This window comes from Micromonospora sp. NPDC005161, assembly GCF_053599855.1.
This window is the reverse complement of the sequence record NZ_JBSFYQ010000055.1, coordinates 1-23,183: the sequence shown is the minus strand read 5'-3', so window position 1 is coordinate 23,183 and position 23,183 is coordinate 1. Positions and strand designations below refer to the sequence as shown.

Sequence of the window (23,183 nt, the reverse complement as noted above, 5' to 3'; positions counted from 1 at the left end):
GTCGGCGGGCTCGGTGTCGGTGGTGTGACGGGCGATCTGGGCGGCACGGTGCATGGCGTGACCGGCCTGGCTGGCGGCGTCACCGGTGACCTCGGCGAGACTCTCGACGGCACCGGCGGGCTCGGCGTGAGTGGCGTGATCGGTGACCTGGGCGGCCCGTTGCACGGCATCGGCAGCATCGCGGGGGACCTCGGTGTAACCGGCGACGCGCATGCCAGCGTGGATGGCGGGCTCCTGGGCGCCTAACCGGAGGCCTGCTTTGAGCTGGGACTTTGAGTAATGCGGGGGCCGGGGTCGCGTTCCATCGCGCCGTTCCCGGCCTCCGCAATGGCTTTGCCGGGGCCTCGTTGACGTGCGGTGCGGCTGGCGGGCGAAACCCGGCCGGCCGTTCGCTGCGTCGGGCCGGCTCTCTACGACCCAGGGGCGTCACCGTACAGGTCGCCGCACACGTCCAGAACGTCAAGCCGCGCCTGGGCGATGCCAGCGCTCGTGTCCGGCCCGGGCGCTGCACTGGCCGCTCCCGCCACCATTACCAAATCCCGTGTCAAGCGTCCGTTTCGGCTGACAACCCCGGCAGCCAGGCGACTGTCCACTGGCTGGCAGTGATCGCTTGCGAAGGCAGCGCCCTCACGGTCGCGCGCTCGCGACCGTTGCGCTCGATCCGTCCACGCATTCTCCAGACCTTGTCGGGTGGTCGGGGCCACGAACGGGAGTCGCCTGCCGCCTGTTCGTGCCATCGGCCGGGTGGACTTTTGGCTGATGGTGAGTAAGGTCGGCTAGCTGTCCGCACCTGTGCCCTGCAAGGAGGCCGGCGACCGTGGCCGAGAAATCGACGGCTGGTTCGGCCGATGCGGCTGCCCAAGATCACGACGACGCGGCGAGTGTCGTAGACAGCTGGATCTCTCGCCAGTCGCGGCTGGCAGTAGGTGAACCCGACTCCTTGGACAGGCGGCAGGAGGCTGCCGCGCCGCAATGGCATGAGGAGCTGCCGGACGAGTACGAGGAGTCGTACGGTCCCGCGGACACGTACCAGGAGCACGAAGCGCGACACGCAAGGCACCGGGCAGACCCGCAGTACGAGGGTGAGTACGAGCAGTACGACGCGGCCTACCCTCAGCACGAGCATGCCTACCAACCGTCAGACCCGCTGGGCTACCCCGAACCGGCCTACGACGAGCCCGACCATACCTATCTGTCCGACGGACACGACCAGGCCCATCGGGAAGAACGCCGGGCCCAAGAGCCGTACGAACCGACGGATGCCACTTCGGTCCACGAGGACGCGCGCGGCGCGCAATTGGAAAGGTATGCCGCACCGGGTGCGATCTACCCCCACGGGAAGTACCCCGACCACGATTACGCCGGCCGCAACGGGTATCACCGCGAGGAGTCCGACCCGCAGGACCCAGGGGCGAACGAGGGGCGGCCGCGAAGGAGGCACCATCGGAACGTTGCTGCCCGCTCACGGCGGGCCAGCCGGCGGCGGCGCTGGCTGATCCCGGTCGGAGGGCTCGCGGTGGGGGCGCTGCTATGCGTTCTGGCATTCACGTGGGGGCCGGGCCGGCCGCCGGCAGGCACCTTGCCGATATCGGCGGCCACCACCCCGTCGGACGCGTTCGAGCAACCGATTACCCTCTCGGAGATACCGTCGACGGCGCCAACCTCCGCGGCACCCCGCAGGTCCTCCGCGACGCCAAGCGCCACGCCGTCGGTCACGCCGTCCGCCACCCCCAGCGCCACACCGTCGGTCACGCCTTCCGCCACGCCGACGTCCACCGCGGCCACGCCGACACCGACCCGCAGCTCGGGCCCAATCCTGCTCGGCCCCTCGAGCCGCCGCGGGGTGGCGAACATGGCCCAGCGGTACTGCGATCGGTACACGGGAGGCTCAGCGGACCCCCGCAATGACGGCCGTTGGCAATGCGTGGGGCTTGTCTCCGCGTCCCTCGTCGACATGGACGTCGCCTGCCGCGACACGTACGATTCGGGCGCCTACGCACGGACATCGAATCCCGGTGATCCGTACGCCTGGCGATGCTACCGCTGACCTGGCCATCCGCACTGGGGACTCCTGCCCGATCTGTGACCGGCGCCGGTCATGGTAGGACTGTCAGCGGGGCTGACCGCAGGAGTGCGAACTTCATGATCAAGCGCCGTCGGGAAGCCGAACACACCTCCTCGGTATCAGCTACGCGGCCTAGGAGTATTTGTTGATCAGGCCGTTGAGGATCTTTCCGTCAGGACCGACCGGCCTCGGCCGACTGGGTGTTCGACCGACGCCGGATGGTCTCCGAGTTCGGTCGCGGGTCCCCGTCGTCTCACCGGGGCCTGCCGCGCTCGCGACGCTGATCTTTGCTCGGTGGCCTTCTCCACCGCGTCGGGGGCCGCGACGGGTGGTGTGGTGCGGCTCGCCGCGGTGTTTACCAGATCCGGCAGGTCCCGCCCAGCAACCAGGGGTAGCTCTCGCGTGACATCCGCAGTCGGCCCCGGCTCGCCCGCCAGGTCGGCGACTCGGGCGACACCTGCCCGCCCCGTCGCGGTTCGCGGCATCGGTGCCGCGCGGCGGGTCGTTGCCGGCGGCGCGTCGGCCGGCTCCGCGACGGAGTCTGGCGCGTCCGTGGTCGACGGCGATTCCGCCCGGCTGGTGGCGGACCGGCCTGCTGTGGTGCGCGGCTTTCGGCGCGGTGGGGTTGCCGGCAGGAGCGGGGCGAGTTCCGCGTGCAGCGCCGCCCAGTCCGAGGCGGGGAGCGGGTCGGGCTGATCCGTGGTCGAGGTGAGCTGGCCCGCGCCTTCGGACCGCTCCACCTGCCGGTCGGTACGGTCCGGCGTCACCGCCCGGGACCGCTCCGATCCCGAGCCCTTGGCACCGTCTCCCGCCTGCTGCACGGCGTCTCCGGCCGGCTCTGGCCGCACTGAGCCGCCGGAGGCCCCGTCCGCCGCGGGGGCTACGGGGGCCGCGTCCAGGAGCGGCTCGGGGGCGTGGGCCAACAGCCGCTCCGGCGCGTCGGCGAGCAGCCGCACGGCCGAGGCTAATGCGACGGGGTCGGGGTGGCCGGCCCGACGCCACCGCCGGCGGCGGCCAGCAGCCGGCAGGTTCCCGGCCAGCACACGCGCAGGTGCCAGATCGGCGGCGATCAGCGCGGTGAGCCCGTCGTAGTCCGCCTGCTCGGCCAGCCGCAGGGCGATCTCGTCGAGGTCGTACACCGCCAGGGCGATGTCCGCGGTGGTGGCGTCCAGTGCCCGGCTGATCTTGCGGCGCAACACCTTACTGAGCGCCACCTGCCGCCGCTCGGCGCGAATCTGCGCGCGGGCCGCGTCGAGCGAACCGTACAGCCCGAGGCCGGGATCGGCCTTGGCCAACGAGCGGGCGCGGCGGGTCAGCCACGGGTGTCGCAACCAATGCCCGACCGGTTCGTACCCCGGCGTCGTGGGTGGCAGCTGCTGCCTGGCGCGCAGCCGATCCCGCCGCTGATTCTCGCTGCTCATCAGCCACACCAGATAACCGAGCAGCGACATTCCCGCGTAGAAACCGCCTTCGAGGTGGTTACTGTGAGCCAGCCAGTTGAAGGCGACCGCGGCGGTGGCGATGCCGGCCGACAGCACCCGGGACAGCATCGCCCCTTCGCCTAGTCGACGGCGTACGTCAGCGTTCGCGAGCACCACGACGCCACCCAGCTCTAACGCCCCAACCGCGGGAAGGGCGACGTACCACGGCATGCCGAGCCCTTCCATCGCCCCGGACACCTGGCCACCGAGCGCGATCAGCAGCACGACAACGTAGAACCCGGTGCGCAACACGGCAACGTGCCGCATCGCCTTGGCCAGCTCCGCGTCCCACACCTCCGGCGGCCCGGCGCCTGACGCCCCGCCCTTGGCGCCTGAGGCCCCGCCAATGGAGTCTCCGCCGGTCATCCGAATCTGGTCCGGTTCCTGGAACACGCCGAGCAGGTTCCTCTCTCACCCCGGCCCCGGCCTGACCGGCGCCGCGGCCGCCCAACCCGGCGGTGCCGCCCGCCTAGTCGTACCAGAGCCGCGCTCCGGCTGCCGGCCGTCGTCCGTCGCATGCTACAAGGTTGCGGGCCGAATTGGAGTTTCTCAGATACCACGCCGAGTGCGTCGGGTCGCCCCTCCCGCGCCACACCGATGGCGACCGGAGCGGGCACCAGGTCACGCAGCACCCAGGCTGCCGCCCCGACACCGGGGTGACCATGGGCGGCCGTCTGCACCACATTTTCGGACGGCATAACGCGAAGCTCGCCGTCGGCGCTGTTCGGTCGCCCAGCCTGGACCGACCAAACTCGGCGTTGCCAACAGCGGCATCAGCGGCAACCGGATCCTGGATAGCAGCACTGGCACCGGGATCGGTGGCCCGAACGCGTTCGCCCGTCTGTCCCGGGACATGCTGACCACGTCCGGGGCGCGCACGGTCATCCTGCTCGAGGGCGTCAACGACATCCTCAACCTCGAACACCCCGACCCGGAGACTCTGAAACTCGCCCTGCGGCACATCGCCGCCCAGGCACACGCGAAGGGGCTGCGGATCGCCGTCGGAACCATCACGCCGATCAAGGGATGGCGCTCCTACATCGAGGAACGGGACAAGTTGCGGCAGGCCGTGAACGAGTTCATCCGCACGAGCGGCGACTTCGACGTCGTCGTCGACTTCGACGCGGTGGTGCGTGACCCGGCCGACCCGCAACAGATCAACCCGCCGTACGACTCGGGCGACCACCTGCACCCGTCAGACGCAGGCTACCGCGCAATGGCCGAGGCCATCGACCTCGGCGCACTCTGAGTGTTGGGCTGAGTGCAATGCCGTTGCTTTGGGCCTGGCTGACCGACTAGGTCGAGGACGCGCCAAACGTTCTTCGCCTCCGACAACACATGCCCGATCTGCCGCGCCGGCTACCAGTCGTCGTGCATCCACCGCGAGCCGGTCGGCGGGCTCGGCGCCCAGGCCGAGTACCTGCGTGTTCCGCTGGCCGACGGCACCCTCGTCGCCACGCCGGACATTCCCTCGGACGACCTGATCCCAAGCTTCCTTGCCGCCTCCGACGTGCTCGGCACCGGCTGGTTCGGTGCCGTGGCGGCCGAGGTCGGCCCGGGCAAGACCGTCGCGGTGGTCGGTGACGGTGCGGTCGGTCTACTCGCCGTGCTGGCGGCCAAGCAGCTCGGCGCGGGACGCATCATCTCGATGAGCAGGCATGAGCCGCGCCAAAAGCTCGCAGCGCACTATGGTGCGACCCACATCGTCACCGAACGCGGCGACGACGGCGTCGCACGGATCAAGGACCTCACCGACGGCCTCGGGGCGCACTCGGTCATCGAGGCGGTCGGCACCCAGGAGTCGATGATGCAGGCCATCAGGGCCACCCGTGCCGGCGGCCACGTCGGCTACGTCGGAGTCGCCCACGACGTCGAACTGCCCGGTGAGGAGCTGTTCTTCTCCCACGTGCACCTGCACGGCGGCCCCGCCCCGGTACGCCGTTTCCTGCCCGAGTTGATCGACCTGATCGGGACCCGGCAGATCGACCCGGGCAAGGTCTTCGACCTCACCCTTCCCCTCGATCAGGCCGCCGAGGGGTACCGGGCGATGGACGAGCGCCGCGCCATCAAGACCCTCCTCAACCCCTGACGAGCTGCGCCCCCCCGGAAGGCCGCCGCCCTGGCAGCGCACACACCGCGCTGAGTGAGCTCAACCCGGAACGAACCAACGATGGACAGGACGGCCGGCGGCAGCTTCACGGGCAGGGTCGCATTCGTGACGGGTGCGGCGAACGGGAACGGTCGCGCCACCACGCTCGCATTCGCACGCGAAGTTGTGCCGGTGACTCCGCGACGGCGTACGCAGGCACGGATGGCTTCCCGCCAAGGGGAGGGCCAACGCCCGGCCTCGTCGTCGAGTTCGGCGAGGGTGCCGGTTGGCGCGTCCTGGGGCCGCATCGAGTGCTGCACCACGTGATCGGCTACGCAGCCGGTGTCGCGCAGCAGGTCGTTGCGGCGCCGGTCGAACCATGCCCAGCCCAGCCCAGCCGGCGTGCTGCCGGCGCAGCTAGACGTGACGTCCTCAACGAGCACCGGACGGTCTCCGACATGGCTCCGGGTTACCTGATGGGGTTGGCGGGCCGCGCGTCGGTCAGGATGCTCGATGGTGGCGGCTCGTGTAGCCGTCGTCGTAGCTCGGCGGCGCGGTGGGAGTCGGTCATCATGACGGCGGCGGTGGTGGCTGTCAGGATGGTCAGTGCCCACAGCGGTGGCAGTGGGCTGGTCATCGGCGCGAAGATTGCCACGAGCAGGATTCCGGTGGCCCGGATCCAGCGGATCTCGCGCTGGGTGCGCCACCAGAATGCCTGGTTGGCGAGGAGATAGACGAGCACTCCGGCGAAGAGGGTGGCGTGCCCTAGCGGGGTGCGCGCTGGTCCTGACGGGTCGCTGATCACGTCGAGGGTCTTCCGCAGGCCGAAGGCGAGCAGTATCAGTCCGACGATCATGGGCAGGTGCAGGTAGGTGTAGGCGTCGCGGGCCAGCGCGGCCCGCTGGTTGCCGGTGCGGTCTTGCATGACGCGCTCTCCGACGATCGCGTCCGTGTCGAAGTACGCCCACCAGAGTGTGGCCAGTAGGACCATGCTGGTGGCGATGGCGACGATGACCGACCAGGAGATCGCGCGGCCGAAGACGGCCACCCCTGCCGAGATGATCGATTCGCCCAGTGCGACAAGGATGATCAGGGCGTACCGGTCGGTCCAATGCTTGGCCGAACTCACGCGCCAGAACTGCCGGACGACGAGGTAGCCCCCGGCGAGGTCGACGACGATGGCCATCAGCCAGAGGCTTGCCACGAGCTGGTTCAGCCCTTCGGGGGCATGCGGCCGCGAGGATGCCAGCGAGGCGAGCAACAGCAGGACGAGCGCCGCCACGGTCGCAATGCTCGCCCGCAGCAGTTGGGCCTGTGGTAGCCGGTCCGGGCGGACGACCAGCCGAAGCGTGCTCAGGTGCAGCACGCGCAGCACGATATAGCAGAGCACGACGATCATCGGGCCGGGCAAGCCGTCGGGTACCACGTCGAACGCCTGTGGGATGGCGATGCCGATCGTCAGGGTCAGGGCGACGACCAGTAGGACGCTCAACCGCACGGGGACGGACTCGCTGCGAAGGACGTTTCCCACCTGGGTGTGAAGGGACCAGGCGACCCAGAGCAGGGTGAGCACCGCCAGGGCCTGGGCGACCCCGACCCCGGTGGGGTGTCGGGTCATCAACACGGTGACCTGGATGAACGTGTAGACGACCACCAGATCGAGGAACAGTTCCTTTGGTGTGACTCCGGTAGCCGCGGCGCGGACCGACGCCTCCGCCGCCTGCCTGTGCAGCACATGATGCCGCTGGCGGAAGACGGTGAGGTCGGCCAGGACCATGCTGGTGAGAACGGCGGCGAGCAGGCCCACCGCGCCTACCGGCGGTAGGCGGACCGCAACCGGAACCAAGGCGGTCACCAGGACGATCCCCAGCAACGGGCTACGACCCAGCAGGCGGATGGTGCGGTGCTCGAGCGCCACCAGACCGAGTAGGTAGAAGAGGACACCTCCGTAGAGGACGAACGTGCTCAGTTGGTCCCACCGGTACGCGGTGGCGGGCTCGACGGAACTGAACGCGCGTTTGAGCCCCAGCGCGATGAGGACGAGACCGACGATCATGACAACGTGCAGGACGCTATACGCGTCCCGGCCCAGTCGTGATCTGGTGGCTGTCGGCTGGTGCTCCAGCGCCCGCTCCGCGGCGAATCCGGCGATGTCGAAGTAGCGCCACCAAAGCACGGCCACGACGACGAGGCCCAGGGCGGAACCTCCGATGACCGACCAGGTGATCGGAGGGTCGCCGATGAGGCCACGGCTGGTGCCGATCGAGATGATTGTCTCGCCAAGCGCGATGAGCATGATCAGCCGGTGCCGCTCGGCCCAGTGCGGCACGGACGCGATCCGCCAGTTGCCAGCGCCGAGCGCGCGCACGCCGATGAAGTCGACGACGGTGGCGGCGAAGAAGAGGGTCAGTCGGACGGTCCCATCGTCGACGTCCGGCGGCAGGTGGAGAGGGAGCAGCGCACCGCACAGCAGCAGGACGGCGCCGCCGGAGAACGGCAACCATGCGCGTAGAAGGGGTCCTCGAGTCCCGCCTGAAATGGTGTACGTCAAACTCATCAGCGCGCCGAACTGGGCCAGCAGGAACGCGACGACGAAGATCAACGGCCCGAACAGGCCACCTGGCCGATCGGCGAAGATCACCGGCGCGGCAATCCCGATCACCAGGATGGTCGCGGCTGCCCCGAAAATGAGTGGCCGCATGAATCCCCGGTCCAACCTGACGACGTTGCCGAGCAACGTGTAAGAGCTCCAGCACCGCCAAAGCAACAGGACCACCAGCACGCCCTGGAACAGGCCCTCGATTCGGAAGTTCTCCGCCATGAGGTCCGTCACGCTCAGGAACGCGTATACGAACACCAGGTCGAGGAACAGCTCCAACCGGGTCACCCCGACGCCCCCGGTGGATAGCTGAATGCCTCCGAAGAATCGCGCAGCCACATGCAACGCCGACCGACCCCTGGTCACTCCTCACACTGTGCCATCCGGTCCGAGCCGGAGGACGGGTTTCGTCCGCCGGCTGCAGGTGGCCGGGGTCGCATCCGCCAGGTACCTGCACAGACGTGACAACGCTCGCCCGCGCAGACGAGCAACATCAGATCCGACTCGGACGGGAATTCCAGCCCTCGCACGTCAGGTCCAGCTCTCCCACGTGCAGCTGATTCTTCGACCGTCGCCACGCCGGCCGAGGTCGAGCTGCTCCTCGCCGGGCTGCCCCGGCCAGTCCAGGACCTCGTACCCGATGCTGCGCAAGCAGGCCGAGGCGTCCTTCGCCGCACTCCGCGCCGCCTGAGCGACCATCCCCCACGGCGGGGCGCAGGCCGCGTCCGTCGACGTGAACGAGGAGCAATGACCGACGACATCGGTTTCGTGGTCGGACGACGCCCTGCAGGTGATTCTAAAAGACGACTCGGATCGGGTGCCGTTCGGCGGGGCGTCCATCGTGATGTGTCGGGTCGGTCAAGATCCTGCCCGTCTTAGGGCGATGTGCCCCCGCGGTCTGACAAACCGCCCCTGACCCGGGGATCGCTGCCGGGCTGCTCGCGGTCGAGCAGGGCTCCGACTGGAGGGGCCCCGATGATCGAGTCACTGGGCACCTGGCCCTTCAGGCCTACGCCCGCCGGCCCAGGGGCAGGACGACGATACCGTCGTCGTCACTGTGAACCGCGGCGCCGGGATCGAAGGTGCAGTTTCCGAATGCCACCGGCACGTCCCGCTCGCCGGCCCCGGTCTTGGCGCTCTTGCGCGGGTTGGTGCCGAGTGCCTTGATGCCGATCGGAAGGGCGCGCAGGGCGGCGACATCGCGGACGGCGCCGTTGATCACCACACCCGCCCAGCCGTTCTCCGCCGCCATACCGGCGATCACGTCGCCCATCAGAGCCGTGTGTACGGACCCGCCACCATCCACCACCAGCACCCGCCCCTCACCCGGTGCGGAGACGACCGACTTCAGCAGGGCATTGTCCTCAAAGCACCGCACGGTGACTGCCGGTCCGCGGAAGGCGTGGAAGCCGCCGAACTGGCGCAGCTGCGTGTCGCACGAGCCGAGTTCGTCCATGTACCGGTCATAAAGGTCCGCGGTGGGCGTCCGCATGGTTCGTCCTTCCCTCACTTCGGGTATCGGATTCCGGGGCGGTGAACGGGCGTAGGCCGGTGGCGGCGACGGCCGCTGGTGCGGTTCGAGGCTGGCACGGGGGCACCCTTCCGCTCCGGCTGGTTCGGGAAGGTGCCCCCGTGGACGGCAGGAGACGTCACACCCCGTCGATCTTGACGGCGAGCACCGGGCAGCGGGCGCCGAGCAGGATCTCCTGCGCGGTGGAGCCCATGATCAGCTTGCCCACCGGCGTCCGGTGCCGGATCCCGATCACCACCAGCGACACGTCCTCGGACTCGGCCAACTCGACGATCTCCTCGGCCGCGTCACGGCCCCGCACCAACTGCCGGACGCTGTGCCGCACGCCCAGCCCGGTCAGCTCCCGGCGGACACGCTCGAGGTCGTGGTCCTGAGCGAACCGCGGGTCGACGTACGCGTCCCCCGCGCGAGGTGTTGACCACGAGCACCGGCTCATCGCGGAACCGGGCCTGCTCAACCGCCGCGCACAGGACCGCCTCGCCCAACTCCGACGGCACGTACCCCACCAGCACGGTCATCCGGTCGCCAACCTTTCACGAAGCGGTCGTACGAGGAACCGGCCGAGTAGCGGCCAGAGCAGCACCACCAGCACGGTGGCGTAGATCAGCCAGGACACCCAGCCACCGAGCAGACCGGAGAGGTCGCCACCGGCGAGCTGCAGCGCCCGCCGGCCCTGAAGTTCCGCCCGGGGGCCGAGGATCACCCCGACGATCAGCGGCAGGATCGGCAGCCCGAAGCGCCGCATCCCGAACCCGATCAGGCCGAGGGTCAGCAACAGGAACAGGTCGAACGGCTGAGCGTTGACCGCGTACGCGCCCATCGAGGCGAAGAAGATGATCCCGGCGTAGAGGTACGGCCGCGGAACCCGCAGCAGCCGGGCCCAAGCGGGCGCGAGCGGCAGATTGAGCACGAGCAACAGCAGGTTGCCGACGAAGAGGCTGGCGATCAGGGTCCAGACCAGGCCGGACTCTCGCTCGAAGAGCAGCGGACCGGGCTGGATGCCGTACTGCTGAAAGGCAGCCAGCATGACCGCGGCCGTGGCATTGGTCGGCAGGCCGATCGCCAGCATGGGCACCAGCGTCCCGGCGGCGGAGGCATTGTTGGCCGCCTCCGGCCCGGCGACACCCTCAATCGCGCCCTTACCGAACTCCTCCGGGTGCTTCGACAGTTTCTTTTCGGTCGCGTATGACAGGAAGGTCGGGATCTCCGCCCCGCCAGCCGGCAGCGCCCCGAACGGGAACCCATACGCGGTGCCGCGCAGCCAGGGCTTCCAGGACCGCTTCCAGTCCTGCCGGCCCATCCAGGGGCGGCCCACCGGGATCACCTCGGCGGCCTTGCGCCGCAGGTGCGCGGCGATCCAGAGCGCCTCGCCGACGGCGAAGATGCCCACCGCGACCACCACCACGTCGATGCCGTCGGCGAGTTGCGGGATGCCGAAGGTGAGCCGCTGCTGGCCGGTCTGGTCGATCCCGATCACGCCGATGGCCAGGCCGATCAGCAGCGAGGCGAAGCCGCGCACCCGGGACGCGCCGAGCACCGCGGTCACCGCCACAAACGAGAGCAGCATCAGCGCGAAGTAGTCCGGCGCGCCGAGACTGATCGCGAATGCCACCACCGGCGGGGTGACCACGACCAGCAGCAGGGTGGCGATGGTGCCGGCGACGAAGGAGCCGATCGCGGCGGTGGCCAGCGCCTGCGCGGCCCGACCCGCCTTCGCCATCTTGTTGCCCTCGATCGCGGTCACCACGGAGGACGACTCGCCGGGGGTGTTCAGCAGGATCGACGTGGTCGAGCCGCCGTACATGCCGCCGTAGAAGATGCCGGCGAACATGATGAACGCCTGCGTCGGCTCCATCCCGTAGGTGACCGGCAGCAGCAGCGCGACCGTCATCGCCGGACCGATGCCCGGCAGCACACCGACGGCGGTGCCGATGGTCACGCCGAGCAGCGCGATCAGCAGGTTCATCGGGGTCAGCACATTGGCGAACCCGTCGAGCAGGTGGCCGAAATTGTCCATCAGAGGATTCCTTGCAGGACGCCGGCGGGCAGGTTGACACCCAGCCCGATGGCGAACGTGTAGAAGGTGATCAGCGACAGGGCGACGGCGATCAGCAGGTTGCGGATGTAGTGCCGGTTGCCCAGCGCGAATGCCGAGCCCCAGAACAGCAGGGTGCCGCTGATCACCCAGCCGAGCCGGTCGATCAGCACCGCGTTGACCAGGAAGGCACCGATCAGCAGGAGGACCGTCCGCCAGTCGATCGGGCTGCTCAGGTCGACGTCCTCGCCGGCCTCCGGCTCACCCGCGCCGCCGCGGGCCACGTCCACCGCGTAGATCGCGGCGACCACCAGCAGTAGTGCGCCGAGCAGGATCGGCACCGGCTTCGGCCCGATCGGGTCGGCGCTGCTGATCGCGTGCCCGATCCGGATCGCGTCGACGATGACCAGTGCGCCGACCACGGCGAGGACCGCACAGACGCCGTACTGCGCCCGGTCCGGCTTCGCCGTCCGCGCCGCGCCGTGGAGGGCGTCGGCAACCGGCGGCCGGTCGTCGGCCGCTGTCGGCCGCGCCACCGCAGGCAGGTCCGGCGTACGCTCTGCGGTCGTCTCGGCTTCCCTTGCGGGAGACACCGGATCGGCAGCCTCCGCGGTCGGCTGCGTCGGGATCGGCGGTACGACGGAAGCGCTCGCCTCCGGCGCCGCCGGGCGGGGCGGCGGGTCGCCGCCCCGGTCCGGTCGGGTCGTCATGCCGGTCACGCCAGCCCGAGCTGCTTGAGCAGGTCGGCCACGGACGTGTCCTGCTCGGTGAGGAAGGTGGCGAAGGCGTCACCGGTCACGAAGGCGTCGCTCCAGCCCCGCTTGGCCAGCTCGGCCTTCCACTCCTCGGACTCGTGCATCTTCGTCAACGCGTCGATCCAGACCTTCTTGTCGCCGTCACTGATGCCGGGCGGGGCGACGATGCCGCGCCAGTTCGTGAAGACCAGGTCGATTCCGGAGGCCTTGAGGGTCGGCACCTCCTTGAGCGCCGCGATCGGCTGCTCGCTGGTCACCGCGAGGACGCGGAGCTGGCCCGCCTCGACCTGGTCGAGGAACTCGCCGAAGCCGCTGGCGCCGAAGGCCACCTTGCCACCGAGCACCGCCGGCAGCAGTTCACCGCCGCCGTCGTACGAGACGAAGTTGACCTGGCGCGGGTCGATGCCGACCGTCTTGGCGAGCTGCATGGGCAGCAGGTGGTCCGGGCCGCCCGGCGAGGAACCGCCGCCGACGGCAATCTTCTTCGGGTCCTTCTTCCAGGCGGCGACCAGATCGCCGATCGTCTTGTACGGCGAATCCTTCGGCACCACGATGGCACCGGCTTCCTCGATCATCTTGGCCAGGGGGGTCGTCTGGGTGAGCGTCGCGGACGACTTGGAGGTGTAGGAGGCACCGACCACGCCCAACCCCATCTGCATGGCGAGCTTGCCGTTGCCCTTCTCATTCACCATCCGCTGGAGGCCAACGGTGCCGCCCGCACCGGGCAGGTTGAACACCTGCACGCCGGTGGCGATCTTCGCGTCCTCCATCACCTTGGCGGCGGTACGGGCTGTGGTGTCGTACCCGCCACCGGGGGTGTTCGGCACCATGATCCGCAGGCCGGCGACCGGCTTTCCGTCATCGCCGGACCCGCCCTCGTTCTGTCCGGCGGTGGCGCCGCAGGCGCCCAGCGCCAGCGCCGTCGCGGCGGCGACCCCCATGACCAGCACGTTTCTCCGAGTTGCCATTATGTTTCTCTTTCGTTTCGAAGGAGTCCGGCGGCAAGATGATGGCCTCCGGGCGGACTCCGTGTCTGCCTTCTGTCACCAGCGGAAATTGAGGTCTTTGTGGTCGCGATCACTTCCCGCCGCCGCTCCCTGGCCGGGCAGTTGCTGGTCCTCCAGCTCGCGATCATCGTCGTGGTGCTGCTGGCCGTGGCCGCCGTGTCCCTGGCTCAGTCGGCGGCGACCTTCAACCGGGTGGAGGGCCGCCGCGTCGCCGCCCTCGGCGAGCAGCTCGCCGGCAACCGGCTGCTGCGCGACCGCCTCACCCAGCCGGCGCCGGCGGAGACGATCGCGCCGCTGGTGCAGAACGTGCGGACCGAGGCCGCCGTGACCACGGTCAGCGTCGCCGACGCCCGCGGCCGGGTGGTCAGCTCCACCAACCCCACCCTGGTGGGCGCCGCGGTAGTGCTAGGCGATCCCCGAGTAACCGACGGCCGTAGCTGGTTCGGCGAGCTGGAGGTCGACGGATCGCGGGAACTGGTGGCCCAGGTTCCGGTGCTCGGCGACCGCAAGGAAAACCTCGGCCGCTACCTGGGTGCCGTGGTGATCGGTGAGGCCTCACCGACTTGGTCAGAGCGAATGGTCGGCGCCTCCTCGTACCTCTTCACCTATCTCGGCATCGCCAGCGCTCTCGGGGTGGTCGGGTCCTGGCTGCTGGCCCGGCGGATCAAGCGGCAGACCCTGGGCCTGGAGCCGCGAGAGATCGCCGGGCTGGCGGAGCACCGAGAGGCGCTGCTGCACGGCATCGCCGAGGGCGTCATCGCGCTGGACCCGCAACTGCGGATCACCCTGGTGAACGCCGTCGGGCGGCGGCTGCTCGACCTGCCCGAGCACTGCCTCGGGCGCAGCCTCGCCGACCTGCGCATCTCCGGCCGGCTGCGGGACGTGCTGGCCGGCACCAGCGACGGTCCGGAGGCCCGCGACGAGGTCGTCGTCCGCGCCGGCCGGGTGCTGGTGATGAACCGGATGACGGTCAACAAGGACGGTCGCCGGCTCGGTTCGGTGACCACGCTGCGGGACCGCACCGAGCTGGCCCGGTTGGAACGGGAGATCGGGTCATTTCGCAGCACCGCGGAGCTGCTCCGCGCGCAGACTCACGAGTTCGCCAATCAGTTGCACACCATCTCCGGGCTGATCCAGATCGGCGAACACGACGAGGTGGTCCGGTACGTGGAGGCGCTGAGCCGGCACCGGGCGTCGCTCGACCTGACCGTGACCAGCCGGATCCACGACACCGCGGTCGCCGCGCTGCTGATGGCGAAATCCGCGGTGGCCGCCGAGCGTCGGGTGGAGCTGCGGGTCTCCGAACGGACCAGCCTGGAGCGGATGGAGCCGGAGATCACCGCGGACGTCGCCACGGTGCTGGGCAACCTGGTCGACAACGCCGTGGATGCCGTCGCCGCCGGCAGGGACGCCGGCCCGGCCGGCGGCGGCACCGGTGCGGCGGACGGACCCGCCTGGGTGGAGGTTGAGCTGCGCCAGGACGCCTCGTCCGTGGAGATCGTCGTCCGGGACTCGGGGCCGGGGATCGCCCCGGAGCTGGCCCAGGAGGTCTTCACCCAAGGCTTCACCACGAAGGCGGCGCAGGGCGGCGAGCGCGGTATCGGGCTGGCGCTCACTCGGCTGGTCTGCAATCGGCGCGGCGGGGAAATCGCGGTGACGAACACCGAGGAGGGCGCGATGTTCACCGCCCGGATGTCGGTAGCCACCATGCTGGAGGGAGTTCGTTGATCGACGTCCTGGTCGTAGACGATGACTTCATGGTCGCCCGAATCCACCGGGGGTTCGTCGAGCGGATGGACGGGTTCCGGGTGGTCGGTACCGCGGGCACCGGCGAGCAGGCCGTCGCCGCGGTCGACGAGTTCCGGCCCGACCTGGTGCTGCTCGACCTTTACCTGCCGGACATGTTCGGCCTCGACGTGGTGACCCGGCTGCGCGCCGCACGGCACGACTGCGACATCCTGGTGATCAGCGCCGCCCGGGAGGCCGAGGCGGTCCGCCGGGCGGTCCGCTACGGCGCGGTCAACTACCTGCTCAAGCCCTTCGGGTTCGACGAGCTGCGCACCCGGCTGGAGCAGTACGCCGCACGGCGAAACTCGCTGCGTGCGGCCGTGGTAAGCGACCAGGCCGACGTGGACCGGGTGCTGTCCCGCAGCAGCTCGCACGTCACCTCCGCCCTGCCCCGGGGTCTCAGCATCGAGACCGCGGAGCTGGTGGAACGCGCACTTCGGGAGAACTCCGGCACCCTCTCGGCAGCAGAATGCGCGAACCGGGTGGGAGTCTCTCGAGTCAGCGCCCGTCGCTACCTGGAGCACTTCTCGGGTACCGGGCGGGCGGCGGTGACGCTGCGCTACGGCGCGGCCGGCCGGCCGGAACGCCGCTACAGCTGGGTCGGCTGACGGCCGCTGCGGGCGGCCTGTCGCCTGGTGAGTGCCGGCTGAATCGGGCGGCGTCGGCCAGCAGCGCGGGGTGAACGGCTGCACCCAACGGTAGACAGAGACGTGGTCGACCTCGACGCCGCGCAGTGGTGGTGGTTGCTGCCGGCCCTGCGCCTGATGCCGAGGCCGGTTCGCTGGCAAAGTACGGAGCATGGAAGCCATGCGCGCGCTGAAACGGCGACTGTCCAACGTCATCTACGCCCGCATGGTCGCCGACCAGAAACGCAGGCAGGCGGCGGATCCGGGAGGGCACTCGGGGACACCGCGACCGACCATCTCGGGGTAGAGGTGTTCAGTGGCGCGTTGGTCACCGCCGCCGCCGGCCGTCTCACCCAGGCCGGGCTGATCACCGTGACTGCGAACGACATCTCCTGCTGCTACGCCCGCCAGAATTTCGCCACCGGCCAGAGCCATTCTCGTATCCTTGGCGATGGCTGGGTGCTCGGGAGCGGTGGGACCGTTCCGGCCGATGGCGGACGCGGTGCTGTGACCGTGGACATGCGCTCACGTCTGACGGGCGGACGCGCCGGTGCTTCTTGGCTCGCCGCCAACGGCCTCGTCTCGACCAGTGGATCTGGTGCGTGGAGTCAGCGCCGCCCTGCTGCCTCCTTACCTCTACGCTGGCGGTATGAGGGAACCCAGCGCGGACCCGACTTACGCCACGCCTGACAACTTTCCGGTATCGGCCGTGCTGCCTGAACTGCTGCGGAGTGTGCGCGAGGGGCAGGTCGTCTACCTGAGTGAGCTGGACGTGTCGGTGTCCGCCGTCGTTCCACTGGAGGTGGCGAGGACGGGGCTGGTGGCCCTGGGATGGCCTGACGAGGGGACCCGGTGACTGCCCTGTCTGGTAGGTGCTGATGAACCGGCATGCGCCGGCGCCGGTCGAGGCGATCCCTGACGAGATCCGGGCCGACGTGGAGACGTTGTGGCGCTACCACGACATGCACCACCAGTTGCGCCCGTGCGACGTGGGGATCGGGCTGGGCAGCCACGACCTCGACGTCGCGGTGATCGCGACGCGCCTGTTCCATGAAGGCCTGTTCCCGTGGATCGTGTTCACCGGTGCGAACGCGCCGACGACCGTCGAGCGATTCCCGCGCGGAGAAGCGGTGCACTACAGCGAGTACGCCATCGAGCAGGGCGTGCCGGCGGAGTCGATTCTCGTGGAGCCGCGGGCGACGAACACCGCCGAGAACCTGGAGCACTCGCGTCAGCTGCTGGGTGAACGGCGTATCTCGGTGCAGTCGGTGCTGATCATGTCGCGGCCTTACCAGCAGCGACGGGCCTACGCCACCTGCAAGCTGACCTGGCCGGAGGTCGATGTGGTGTGCGCGTCGAATCCTCTGGAACTTGACGACTACGTGCGCAGCATCGGCGACCCACGGCGGGTCGTGAACATGCTGGTCGGTGACACGCAGAGGATCGAGGTGTACGCGGAGCGTGGATTCGCGATTCCGCAGGAGATGCCGGACGAGGTGCAGGCGGCCTTTGGTCGCCTGGTGGCGGCCGGCTATACGACCCGGCTGATCTGAGCCCCAGCTACCAGCGAGGTCCTTGCGACCGGACGCCCATCCGTTCGCTGAGTTGGACAGCCAGTCGGGGTGGCCGGGGGCGGGTGAGGACGTCCCGGACGAGGTCGCGAGAGAGCTGGTGGTAGCGCACCTGGTCGGGCCCTATGACCTCCGCGTTCAGGAGGGCGGCGAGGGCCTCCTCCCCATTCGCGGTGAGCGGATCATGTAGCCCAAGCGGGGGCGGATGCAAGGGCGCGAGAGCGCTTGGCTGCGCAGCCATTGGCGCAGCCAAGCCGGCCGACAAGCATGCGTGATGACCGACGGCTCTTTGCAAGGCAGGGGCGGTCCAGGGTGATTGCGTAGTCGGTCGGCGGGTGCCCTGAGCTGGGGAATCCATGGGATGAGTGGCCTCTGTGGAGGCAGGAAGAGCGGGTGAGGTCGCGTCGGTGATCATGGAGTTCTCTACGCTTCACGACCCCGAGGATCTCACCCGCCGATGTCATCATGCCCGATCCCCGCACTGTCCGGCCTCGCCGGCAGCCCTGACACCCCACCACGGTTGGTCACTGAGAGTGAGACAACGGGACTGCTTCACGCCTCGGCGGCGGTCCCGGATCCTCGAGATCCACGTGGAGTGCGTTACCCGCTGTCGGGCCTGCTCGCGGTCGCGGTGTGCGCCGTCCTGGCGGGCGCGTCGTCGTTCGCCGCGATCACCGACTGGCTGCATGATCTGGACGAGCAGGCCCGCGACCGGCCTGGCTTCAGTCGTCAGGTGCCCGCGGGTACGACCGTATGGCGGTTGCTGACCCGCCTCGACGATCAGCTGCTATCCACCGTCCTCGCGGGCTGGCTGAAGGTCCGCGCCCGGCCGGTCACATCACACCCCTGCCATGCAGGTATCGGACGGTGATCGCCGTGGACGGCAAGACCCTACGTGGTGCCCGCCGCCGCAACGGCGGCCAGGTTCACCTGCTCTCCGCTCTGGACACCAGCACCGCATCGTCCTGGCCCAGGTCACCATCACCGCGAAGAGCAACGAAATCCCCGCGTTCAAGCCGCTGCTCGACGCGGTCGAGACCGTGCTGGGCAGCCTGACCGGCCTGCTGTTCATCGCCGAAGCCCTGCACACCCAGACCGCCCACGCCGACGAGATCGCCGCCCGCGGCGCCCACCTGATGATCCCGACCAAAGGCAACCAAACCACCCTGTTCAAGCAGCTCAAGCACCTGCCCTGGCCAGACGTCCCGACCGCCGCCGCGACACCGGCCACGGCCGCCACGAGACCCGCACCGTCAAAGCCATCACCGTCGCCACCCCCGGCGGAATCAGGTTTCCCCACGCCCAGCAGGCCGTCCGGATCACCCGCACCCGCACCACCAGCAACGGCAAGACCAGCCGCGAAACCGCCTACTACACGGTGTCCCTACCCGCCGACCAGGCCCAACCCGCCGACCTGCAGCACTGGGCCCGCCTCGAATGGCACCTCGAAAACCTGGTCCACCACGTCCGCGACGTCACTTTCCGTGAAGATCTCCACCAGGCCCGAACCGGCACCGGACCTGCCGTCCTCGCCACCCTGCGTAACACCTCGATCGGCTACCACCGCACCAACGGCCGACACCAACATCGCCCGCGCCAACCGCCGCCCACACGACCTCATCACCGCGGTGACCAGCGATTACCCGACAACGCAATGACCCTGCGATTGGGCCAGGCTCAATCGCCAACTCGACCGTGTGCTCGGCGGGGTGGCGACGGTCCGAATAGACCGTACCGGCGGTACCCGGCGGGGCCGGAACAGCGGTACGCCGCGCCCCGCGAAGCTCGGGGCGCGGCGGATCCGCGGCAGTTACTTGGTCGTTGGGATCAACTGACCAACCAGTCCGTGCTGCTCGTCGTCCGGCCCGGCACTGAACCACAGAGTCTCTTCACCACCGGTGGTTTCGGTGCCCGGCAGGAGCGCCCACAGACCGTCGATGGCGATCGTCTTGCCGTCCTCGTCCCGCAGTTGGCCCTCGAATTCCTTGCCGTCGAACACGTTGATCCGGCCGTCGCCAAAGTTGCCGACCAGCAAGTCGCCGGTGAACTCGCCGAAGCCTTCCGGCGCGATGGCGAGACCCCACGGTGCGTTCAGCGTGCCCTCGCTGGCGATCCGCCGAACCTCCGTCCCGAAGTCGGTGAACAGGTTGACGAAACCGAGACCGGGGCCTTTCACGTCGTCCTCAGCGTCCGCATCCTGCTTTGCATAGGTGACGTAGACCCGTTCGCCTACCGCCAGTACGTTGAACGGCGCGAACCCGTCGGGGATGTTCGTGTCCCGGAAGAGGGAGTCCGGCAGGTCCGCCTTGTCGAAGTTTTCGTCGAACACATCGATGCGTGCGTTGTGGAAGTCGGCGGCGAGCAGGAAACTGCCGACGTCGGTCTTCAGTAGGGTCACACCCTTGTAGATCGCACGGTTCGTGTGCGCCACCACGACCGCCGTGGTTTCCGCGTTCGGGTTCCAAGCGGTGATGTCACCGCCCTCGCTGACGAAGATGAAGCGTGCCGGTTCGTCACCGCCCGGCCCGGGCACCTCGAAGCCGTCGGTGTCGTTAAACACCGCCCCGGTCGGCGCGCCGCCGGGGATGTCAACGGTGAGGTCGACCTTCTCGACCGGGGCCCCGTCGACTCCGCCACGATAGACGGTGGCGGTGTTCGTGCCGTTGTTGGCCACCCACAGCGGTGTCGTCGGCCCCAGGGCCAGCCCCCACGAGTTGACAGCGTCCGGGTCGACGACCGCGGGATCTCGTTCTTCCTGATCGGAGACCTGGTTGATCACTTTGAACCGCGGGTCGCCCGCGTGGTGTCCGCCGCGGTCCTCGCTCCCCGCACGGTCGTGACCGCCCCCATCTCCCATTGCCGCCGTGGCAGTGACCGCCACCGCTGCGCTTACCACAGCCGCGACGGTCCACAGCCGCCCATGCCTTCTGATCACCTGACGCTCCTTCCATAGGCAAGTTTCCAAGCCTGGTCCGGTGGCAAACCCGACGGGTCGCCATATTGGGGATACAGACGCTCTAGGCACCGCTGGCCTCCGGAAACGGATGACACGCAGGCATTTCCCTCATTGGGGCGCCAACTAGTGCCTAGTACATGAAACATTCCCACAACGTCGGCAGCGGTCGGTCGCTTTTGCGATGTTGGGCCCGTTTTGTACCCGGACGGGTGTGACCCTGGGCACCGACTCGACGCCGCCGTCGGCGTGGTCCGTGACCGGTTCGACTCGTCCGCGCTGGGCTGGCACGGCGAGCCGCTGCTGGGCCGGCCGCCGGCTGCGGGTGCCTGCACGCAGCGGGCAGATCCTGCCGTACGGAATCAGGGTCGGCGCCGCGATGCTGGTGGACGACCTGCGAACTGGTCTCCCGCGACGCGACGAGCGGTTCGACCTGATCGACGTGCAGTGGGCGGTGCTGGAGCCGTTGCTGCCAGCGCCGAAGGGGCCGGGTCGATTGTCGTTGTGGAGCAGGCGGCAGTTGATCGACGGGATCCGGTGGCGCATCCGAGTAGGTGCCCCGTGGCGGGACGTGCCACCGCAGTACGGGTCCTGGTCGGCGATGTATGCCCTGTTCCGCAGGTGGCAGCGTGACGAGACCTGGAAGAAGGTGCTTACCGCCCTGCAGGCCCTCGCTGATGCGGCCGGAGGGATTACCGGGGACGCGTCCGTGGACTCGGCCAGCGCCCGCGCTCACCAGCACGCTGCAGGGGCCAGGAAAAGGGGGATCTGCAGGCAGAACCACCCGGCGACCTCGTCCAGGTGATCCCGAGCCGCTGCGCGGTCTTGATCACCCGCAGGATCGTGACAGTCTCTGGCGGGTAGAGCCGGTGCCCACCCAACGTCCGATCTGGCTCGGCCACCAGACCTCGCTGCTCGTAGTAGCGCAGCGTCTGCTGGTTCACCCCCGCCGCCTCCGCTACCTGCCCCGACCGCAACCCCGGCTTCACGCGCCGTCCTGGAGCCCGGCGCGTGTGGCGAGAGCGTCGAGTACGTCGACGTGACCCGCCGGCACCGCGACGTCCAAGGCGAGCTGCCCGCCGGTCGCGGTCAAGGTGAACCGCTACGACAAGGACGAAGCCGAAGTGCGGTAGCCGACAGGCCGTCCGCACTACGCTGATGGCCTGCCTGCAAGCGACGCCCCGCCGTCGGATGAAACCGCGACCCGAGGAGGGCCCGACGTGCCCGCAGACAACCTCAACGCCTCAGACGCACTGATGCCCGCAGCGTTTATCGGCCACGGCAACCCGATGAACGCCCTCGAGGTCAACCGCTACACCACCGCATGGAAAGCCTTCGGCGCGGCGGTACCCCGCCCACGCGCCATCCTGGTGATCAGCGCGCACTGGTACATCAACGCCACCGCCGTCACGGCGATGCCCAGACCGCGGACCATCCACGACTTCTATGGCTTCCCGCCGGCACTGTTCGAGGTGCAGTACCCAGCGCCCGGGCTGCCCGAGCTGGCCGCAGAGGTCAGTGATGTCGTTCATCCGACCTGGGTCGGCGCCGACGTCGACAGCTGGGGCATCGATCACGGCACCTGGTCAGTGCTGACGCATGCCTTTCCCGACGCCTCGATTCCCGTCGTGCAGCTCAGCGTCAACGCCGACAAGCCGTTCGACTACCACCTTCAGCTCGGCGCCAAACTCGCCCCACTGCGGCAGCGCGGAGTGCTCATCGTCGCCAGCGGCAACATCGTGCACAACCTGCGCGGGATGAACTGGAAGCTCACCGACGACGGCTATGACTGGGCACAGCGCTTCGACGAAGACGCCAAGTCTCGCATGCTGACCGACCCGACCGAGTTCGCGACACTCGACGCCCACCGCGACTTCGGCAACGCCGTACCGACAGCAGACCACTTCATCCCCGCGCTCTACCTCGCCGGCCTCGCCGGCGCCACCGAAGCATCCGACACCGAAGTTCTCGTCGACGGCTACGCCTACGGGTCATTGTCGATGACGGCCTACACCCTCGGCCTGTCCTGCCCCAACGCCGGTGACGGCGGATCCTCACAACCGCCCGCCGACCTCCCACCCGACGGCTCCAACATCTGACCCCTGGCCGGCCGCTGTACCGCAATCCGTGGCACCGGCGCGCGGCCTGACCAGATCCACCCGGGAAGCGCCGACCCGGCCGCGGGCCGCCGCCGTCCGTGCCGTCGCCGACGGCAACGAGACCGTGCACGTCGCCGGCCCGGCCGGTCAACCCCGCGCCGACCGTCGCCGAGTAGTGCCCGCAGCTGACTCACCCTTAAACAACCCTCCACGCTTCCAGGGGGTTGACACTTCGGCGGGTCTGGTACTGGCCGGTACGTTCGCGGCGCTGGGATCGCTGCCGTTGGTGTTCGCGGCGCAGCTGGGGTTCGCGGTGGCGTTCGGCGTGCTCTCACCTGCACCCCAACATCCTCGATGATCATCCCCAACGGACAGACGCCGGGTTACGAGACGTCTCTTACGACCTCGTGCGTGATTGGCCGGGGCACCTACCTGCGGCGAAGGAAGTCCTTTCATCGACTGTGAGGTGTGGCTCGTACGGCTTTGAGCGGCCTGGTCGTGTTCTCGGTGCGGTCGGTGTGCTGATGGTCGGAGAGCAGGCCGGCGATGGCGCGGATGGTGGCGTCGAGGTGTTCGCGTCGACC

At 69.1% G+C, this 23,183-nt stretch carries 16 protein-coding genes and 6 pseudogenes; 13 read left to right on the top strand and 9 right to left on the bottom strand.

Features of this window, described 5'->3' with window-relative positions:
* A pseudogene (locus tag ACWD5O_RS32805) lies at positions 1-246 on the top strand (hypothetical protein); the annotation flags it as partial.
* Between the two features lie 571 nt (positions 247-817).
* The gene (locus tag ACWD5O_RS32800) at positions 818-2,047 is read left to right on the top strand and encodes a hypothetical protein (protein WP_450087667.1); all 1,230 of its coding nucleotides are present in this window, start codon (positions 818-820) and stop codon (positions 2,045-2,047) included.
* A gap of 167 nt (positions 2,048-2,214) precedes the next feature.
* On the opposite strand, the gene ACWD5O_RS32795 is transcribed toward ACWD5O_RS32800, so the two are convergent.
* Positions 2,215-3,939: a hypothetical protein gene (locus ACWD5O_RS32795; protein WP_450087666.1), complete on the bottom strand. Its 1,725-nt coding sequence runs from the start codon at positions 3,937-3,939 to the stop codon at positions 2,215-2,217.
* Between the two features lie 364 nt (positions 3,940-4,303).
* On the opposite strand from ACWD5O_RS32795, the pseudogene ACWD5O_RS32790 reads away from it, so the two are divergent.
* A pseudogene (locus ACWD5O_RS32790) lies at positions 4,304-4,795 on the top strand (GDSL-type esterase/lipase family protein); the annotation flags it as partial.
* Positions 4,796-5,056: 261 nt separating this feature from the next.
* Positions 5,057-5,635 carry a zinc-binding dehydrogenase gene (locus ACWD5O_RS32785; RefSeq protein ID WP_450087665.1) on the top strand — a complete coding sequence of 193 codons (579 nt, stop codon included), beginning with the start codon at positions 5,057-5,059 and terminating at the stop codon, positions 5,633-5,635.
* Positions 5,636-6,104: 469 nt separating this feature from the next.
* Here the strand turns inward: ACWD5O_RS32785 and ACWD5O_RS32780 are convergent, their stop codons facing one another.
* From ACWD5O_RS32780 to ACWD5O_RS32755, 6 genes are all read right to left on the bottom strand, one after another.
* The gene (locus ACWD5O_RS32780) at positions 6,105-8,522 is read right to left on the bottom strand and encodes a low temperature requirement protein A (protein WP_450087664.1); all 2,418 of its coding nucleotides are present in this window, start codon (positions 8,520-8,522) and stop codon (positions 6,105-6,107) included.
* Between the two features lie 721 nt (positions 8,523-9,243).
* A complete protein-coding gene (gene rraA / locus ACWD5O_RS32775; RefSeq protein ID WP_354967815.1) occupies positions 9,244-9,726 on the bottom strand; it encodes a ribonuclease E activity regulator RraA in 483 nt (160 codons plus the stop codon).
* A 157-nt stretch (positions 9,727-9,883) separates the two neighbouring features.
* Complete coding sequence (locus ACWD5O_RS32770) at positions 9,884-10,201, bottom strand: universal stress protein (RefSeq protein ID WP_354967816.1); 318 nt, start codon at positions 10,199-10,201, stop codon at positions 9,884-9,886.
* A 78-nt stretch (positions 10,202-10,279) separates the two neighbouring features.
* Positions 10,280-11,782, bottom strand: coding sequence for a tripartite tricarboxylate transporter permease (locus ACWD5O_RS32765; RefSeq protein ID WP_387329293.1), 1,503 nt, complete (start codon positions 11,780-11,782; stop codon positions 10,280-10,282).
* Positions 11,782-12,510 carry a tripartite tricarboxylate transporter TctB family protein gene (locus tag ACWD5O_RS32760; protein ID WP_450087663.1) on the bottom strand — a complete coding sequence of 243 codons (729 nt, stop codon included), beginning with the start codon at positions 12,508-12,510 and terminating at the stop codon, positions 11,782-11,784. Before ACWD5O_RS32760 ends, ACWD5O_RS32765 begins: the two co-directional genes overlap by 1 nt.
* Before the next feature lie 5 nt (positions 12,511-12,515).
* The gene (locus tag ACWD5O_RS32755; protein WP_449940125.1) at positions 12,516-13,523 is read right to left on the bottom strand and encodes a Bug family tripartite tricarboxylate transporter substrate binding protein; all 1,008 of its coding nucleotides are present in this window, start codon (positions 13,521-13,523) and stop codon (positions 12,516-12,518) included.
* A gap of 99 nt (positions 13,524-13,622) precedes the next feature.
* Here ACWD5O_RS32755 and ACWD5O_RS32750 point away from each other — a divergent pair, with 99 nt between their 5' ends.
* From ACWD5O_RS32750 to ACWD5O_RS32720, 7 genes and pseudogenes are all read left to right on the top strand, one after another.
* On the top strand, positions 13,623-15,290 hold the full coding sequence (locus ACWD5O_RS32750) for an ATP-binding protein (protein ID WP_450087662.1): 1,668 nt from the start codon (positions 13,623-13,625) through the stop codon (positions 15,288-15,290).
* Positions 15,287-15,958 (top strand): response regulator, encoded by a 672-nt coding sequence (locus tag ACWD5O_RS32745; RefSeq protein WP_354967821.1) that lies wholly within the window; start codon positions 15,287-15,289, stop codon positions 15,956-15,958. The genes ACWD5O_RS32750 and ACWD5O_RS32745 overlap by 4 nt, the downstream gene beginning before the upstream one ends.
* Before the next feature lie 667 nt (positions 15,959-16,625).
* Positions 16,626-16,832 (top strand): hypothetical protein, encoded by a 207-nt coding sequence (locus ACWD5O_RS32740; RefSeq protein ID WP_354967823.1) that lies wholly within the window; start codon positions 16,626-16,628, stop codon positions 16,830-16,832.
* Positions 16,833-16,848: 16 nt separating this feature from the next.
* Positions 16,849-17,529, top strand: coding sequence for a YdcF family protein (locus ACWD5O_RS32735; protein WP_450087661.1), 681 nt, complete (start codon positions 16,849-16,851; stop codon positions 17,527-17,529).
* 613 nt (positions 17,530-18,142) lie between these two features.
* Positions 18,143-18,418: a transposase family protein gene (locus tag ACWD5O_RS32730; protein ID WP_450087660.1), complete on the top strand. Its 276-nt coding sequence runs from the start codon at positions 18,143-18,145 to the stop codon at positions 18,416-18,418.
* A pseudogene (locus ACWD5O_RS32725) lies at positions 18,399-18,656 on the top strand (hypothetical protein); the annotation flags it as partial. The gene ACWD5O_RS32730 and the pseudogene ACWD5O_RS32725, both read left to right, overlap by 20 nt.
* An 83-nt stretch (positions 18,657-18,739) precedes the next feature.
* Positions 18,740-19,039: pseudogene (locus ACWD5O_RS32720) on the top strand (ISAs1 family transposase); the annotation flags it as partial.
* A 318-nt stretch (positions 19,040-19,357) separates the two neighbouring features.
* Here ACWD5O_RS32720 and ACWD5O_RS32715 read toward each other — a convergent pair.
* Entirely contained in the window at positions 19,358-20,482 is a 1,125-nt protein-coding gene (locus ACWD5O_RS32715) for a TIGR03118 family protein (protein WP_450087659.1), read from the bottom strand.
* A 397-nt stretch (positions 20,483-20,879) separates the two neighbouring features.
* Here ACWD5O_RS32715 and ACWD5O_RS32710 point away from each other — a divergent pair.
* Positions 20,880-21,289, top strand: a pseudogene (locus ACWD5O_RS32710) (transposase); the annotation flags it as partial.
* Positions 21,290-21,360: 71 nt separating this feature from the next.
* Here the strand turns inward: ACWD5O_RS32710 and ACWD5O_RS32705 are convergent.
* Positions 21,361-21,489, bottom strand: a pseudogene (locus ACWD5O_RS32705) (MerR family DNA-binding transcriptional regulator); the annotation flags it as partial.
* Positions 21,490-21,756: 267 nt separating this feature from the next.
* Here ACWD5O_RS32705 and ygiD point away from each other — a divergent pair.
* On the top strand, positions 21,757-22,599 hold the full coding sequence (gene ygiD / locus ACWD5O_RS32700; RefSeq protein WP_450087658.1) for a 4,5-DOPA-extradiol-dioxygenase: 843 nt from the start codon (positions 21,757-21,759) through the stop codon (positions 22,597-22,599).
* Positions 22,600-23,183 lie beyond the last annotated feature (584 nt).

Excerpts from the sequence above, each read along its gene's own strand:
- ygiD (WP_450087658.1), top strand. The coding sequence starts at position 21,757 with ATGCCCGCAGCGTTTATCGGCCACGGCAACCCGATGAACGCCCTCGAG.
- rraA (WP_354967815.1), bottom strand. The coding sequence starts at position 9,726 with ATGCGGACGCCCACCGCGGACCTTTATGACCGGTACATGGACGAACTC.
- ACWD5O_RS32770 (WP_354967816.1), bottom strand. The coding sequence starts at position 10,201 with ATGAGCCGGTGCTCGTGGTCAACACCTCGCGCGGGGGACGCGTACGTC.
- ACWD5O_RS32755 (WP_449940125.1), bottom strand. The coding sequence starts at position 13,523 with ATGGCAACTCGGAGAAACGTGCTGGTCATGGGGGTCGCCGCCGCGACG.
- ACWD5O_RS32740 (WP_354967823.1), top strand. The coding sequence starts at position 16,626 with ATGAGGGAACCCAGCGCGGACCCGACTTACGCCACGCCTGACAACTTT.
- ACWD5O_RS32760 (WP_450087663.1), bottom strand. The coding sequence starts at position 12,510 with ATGACGACCCGACCGGACCGGGGCGGCGACCCGCCGCCCCGCCCGGCG.
- ACWD5O_RS32765 (WP_387329293.1), bottom strand. The coding sequence starts at position 11,782 with ATGGACAATTTCGGCCACCTGCTCGACGGGTTCGCCAATGTGCTGACC.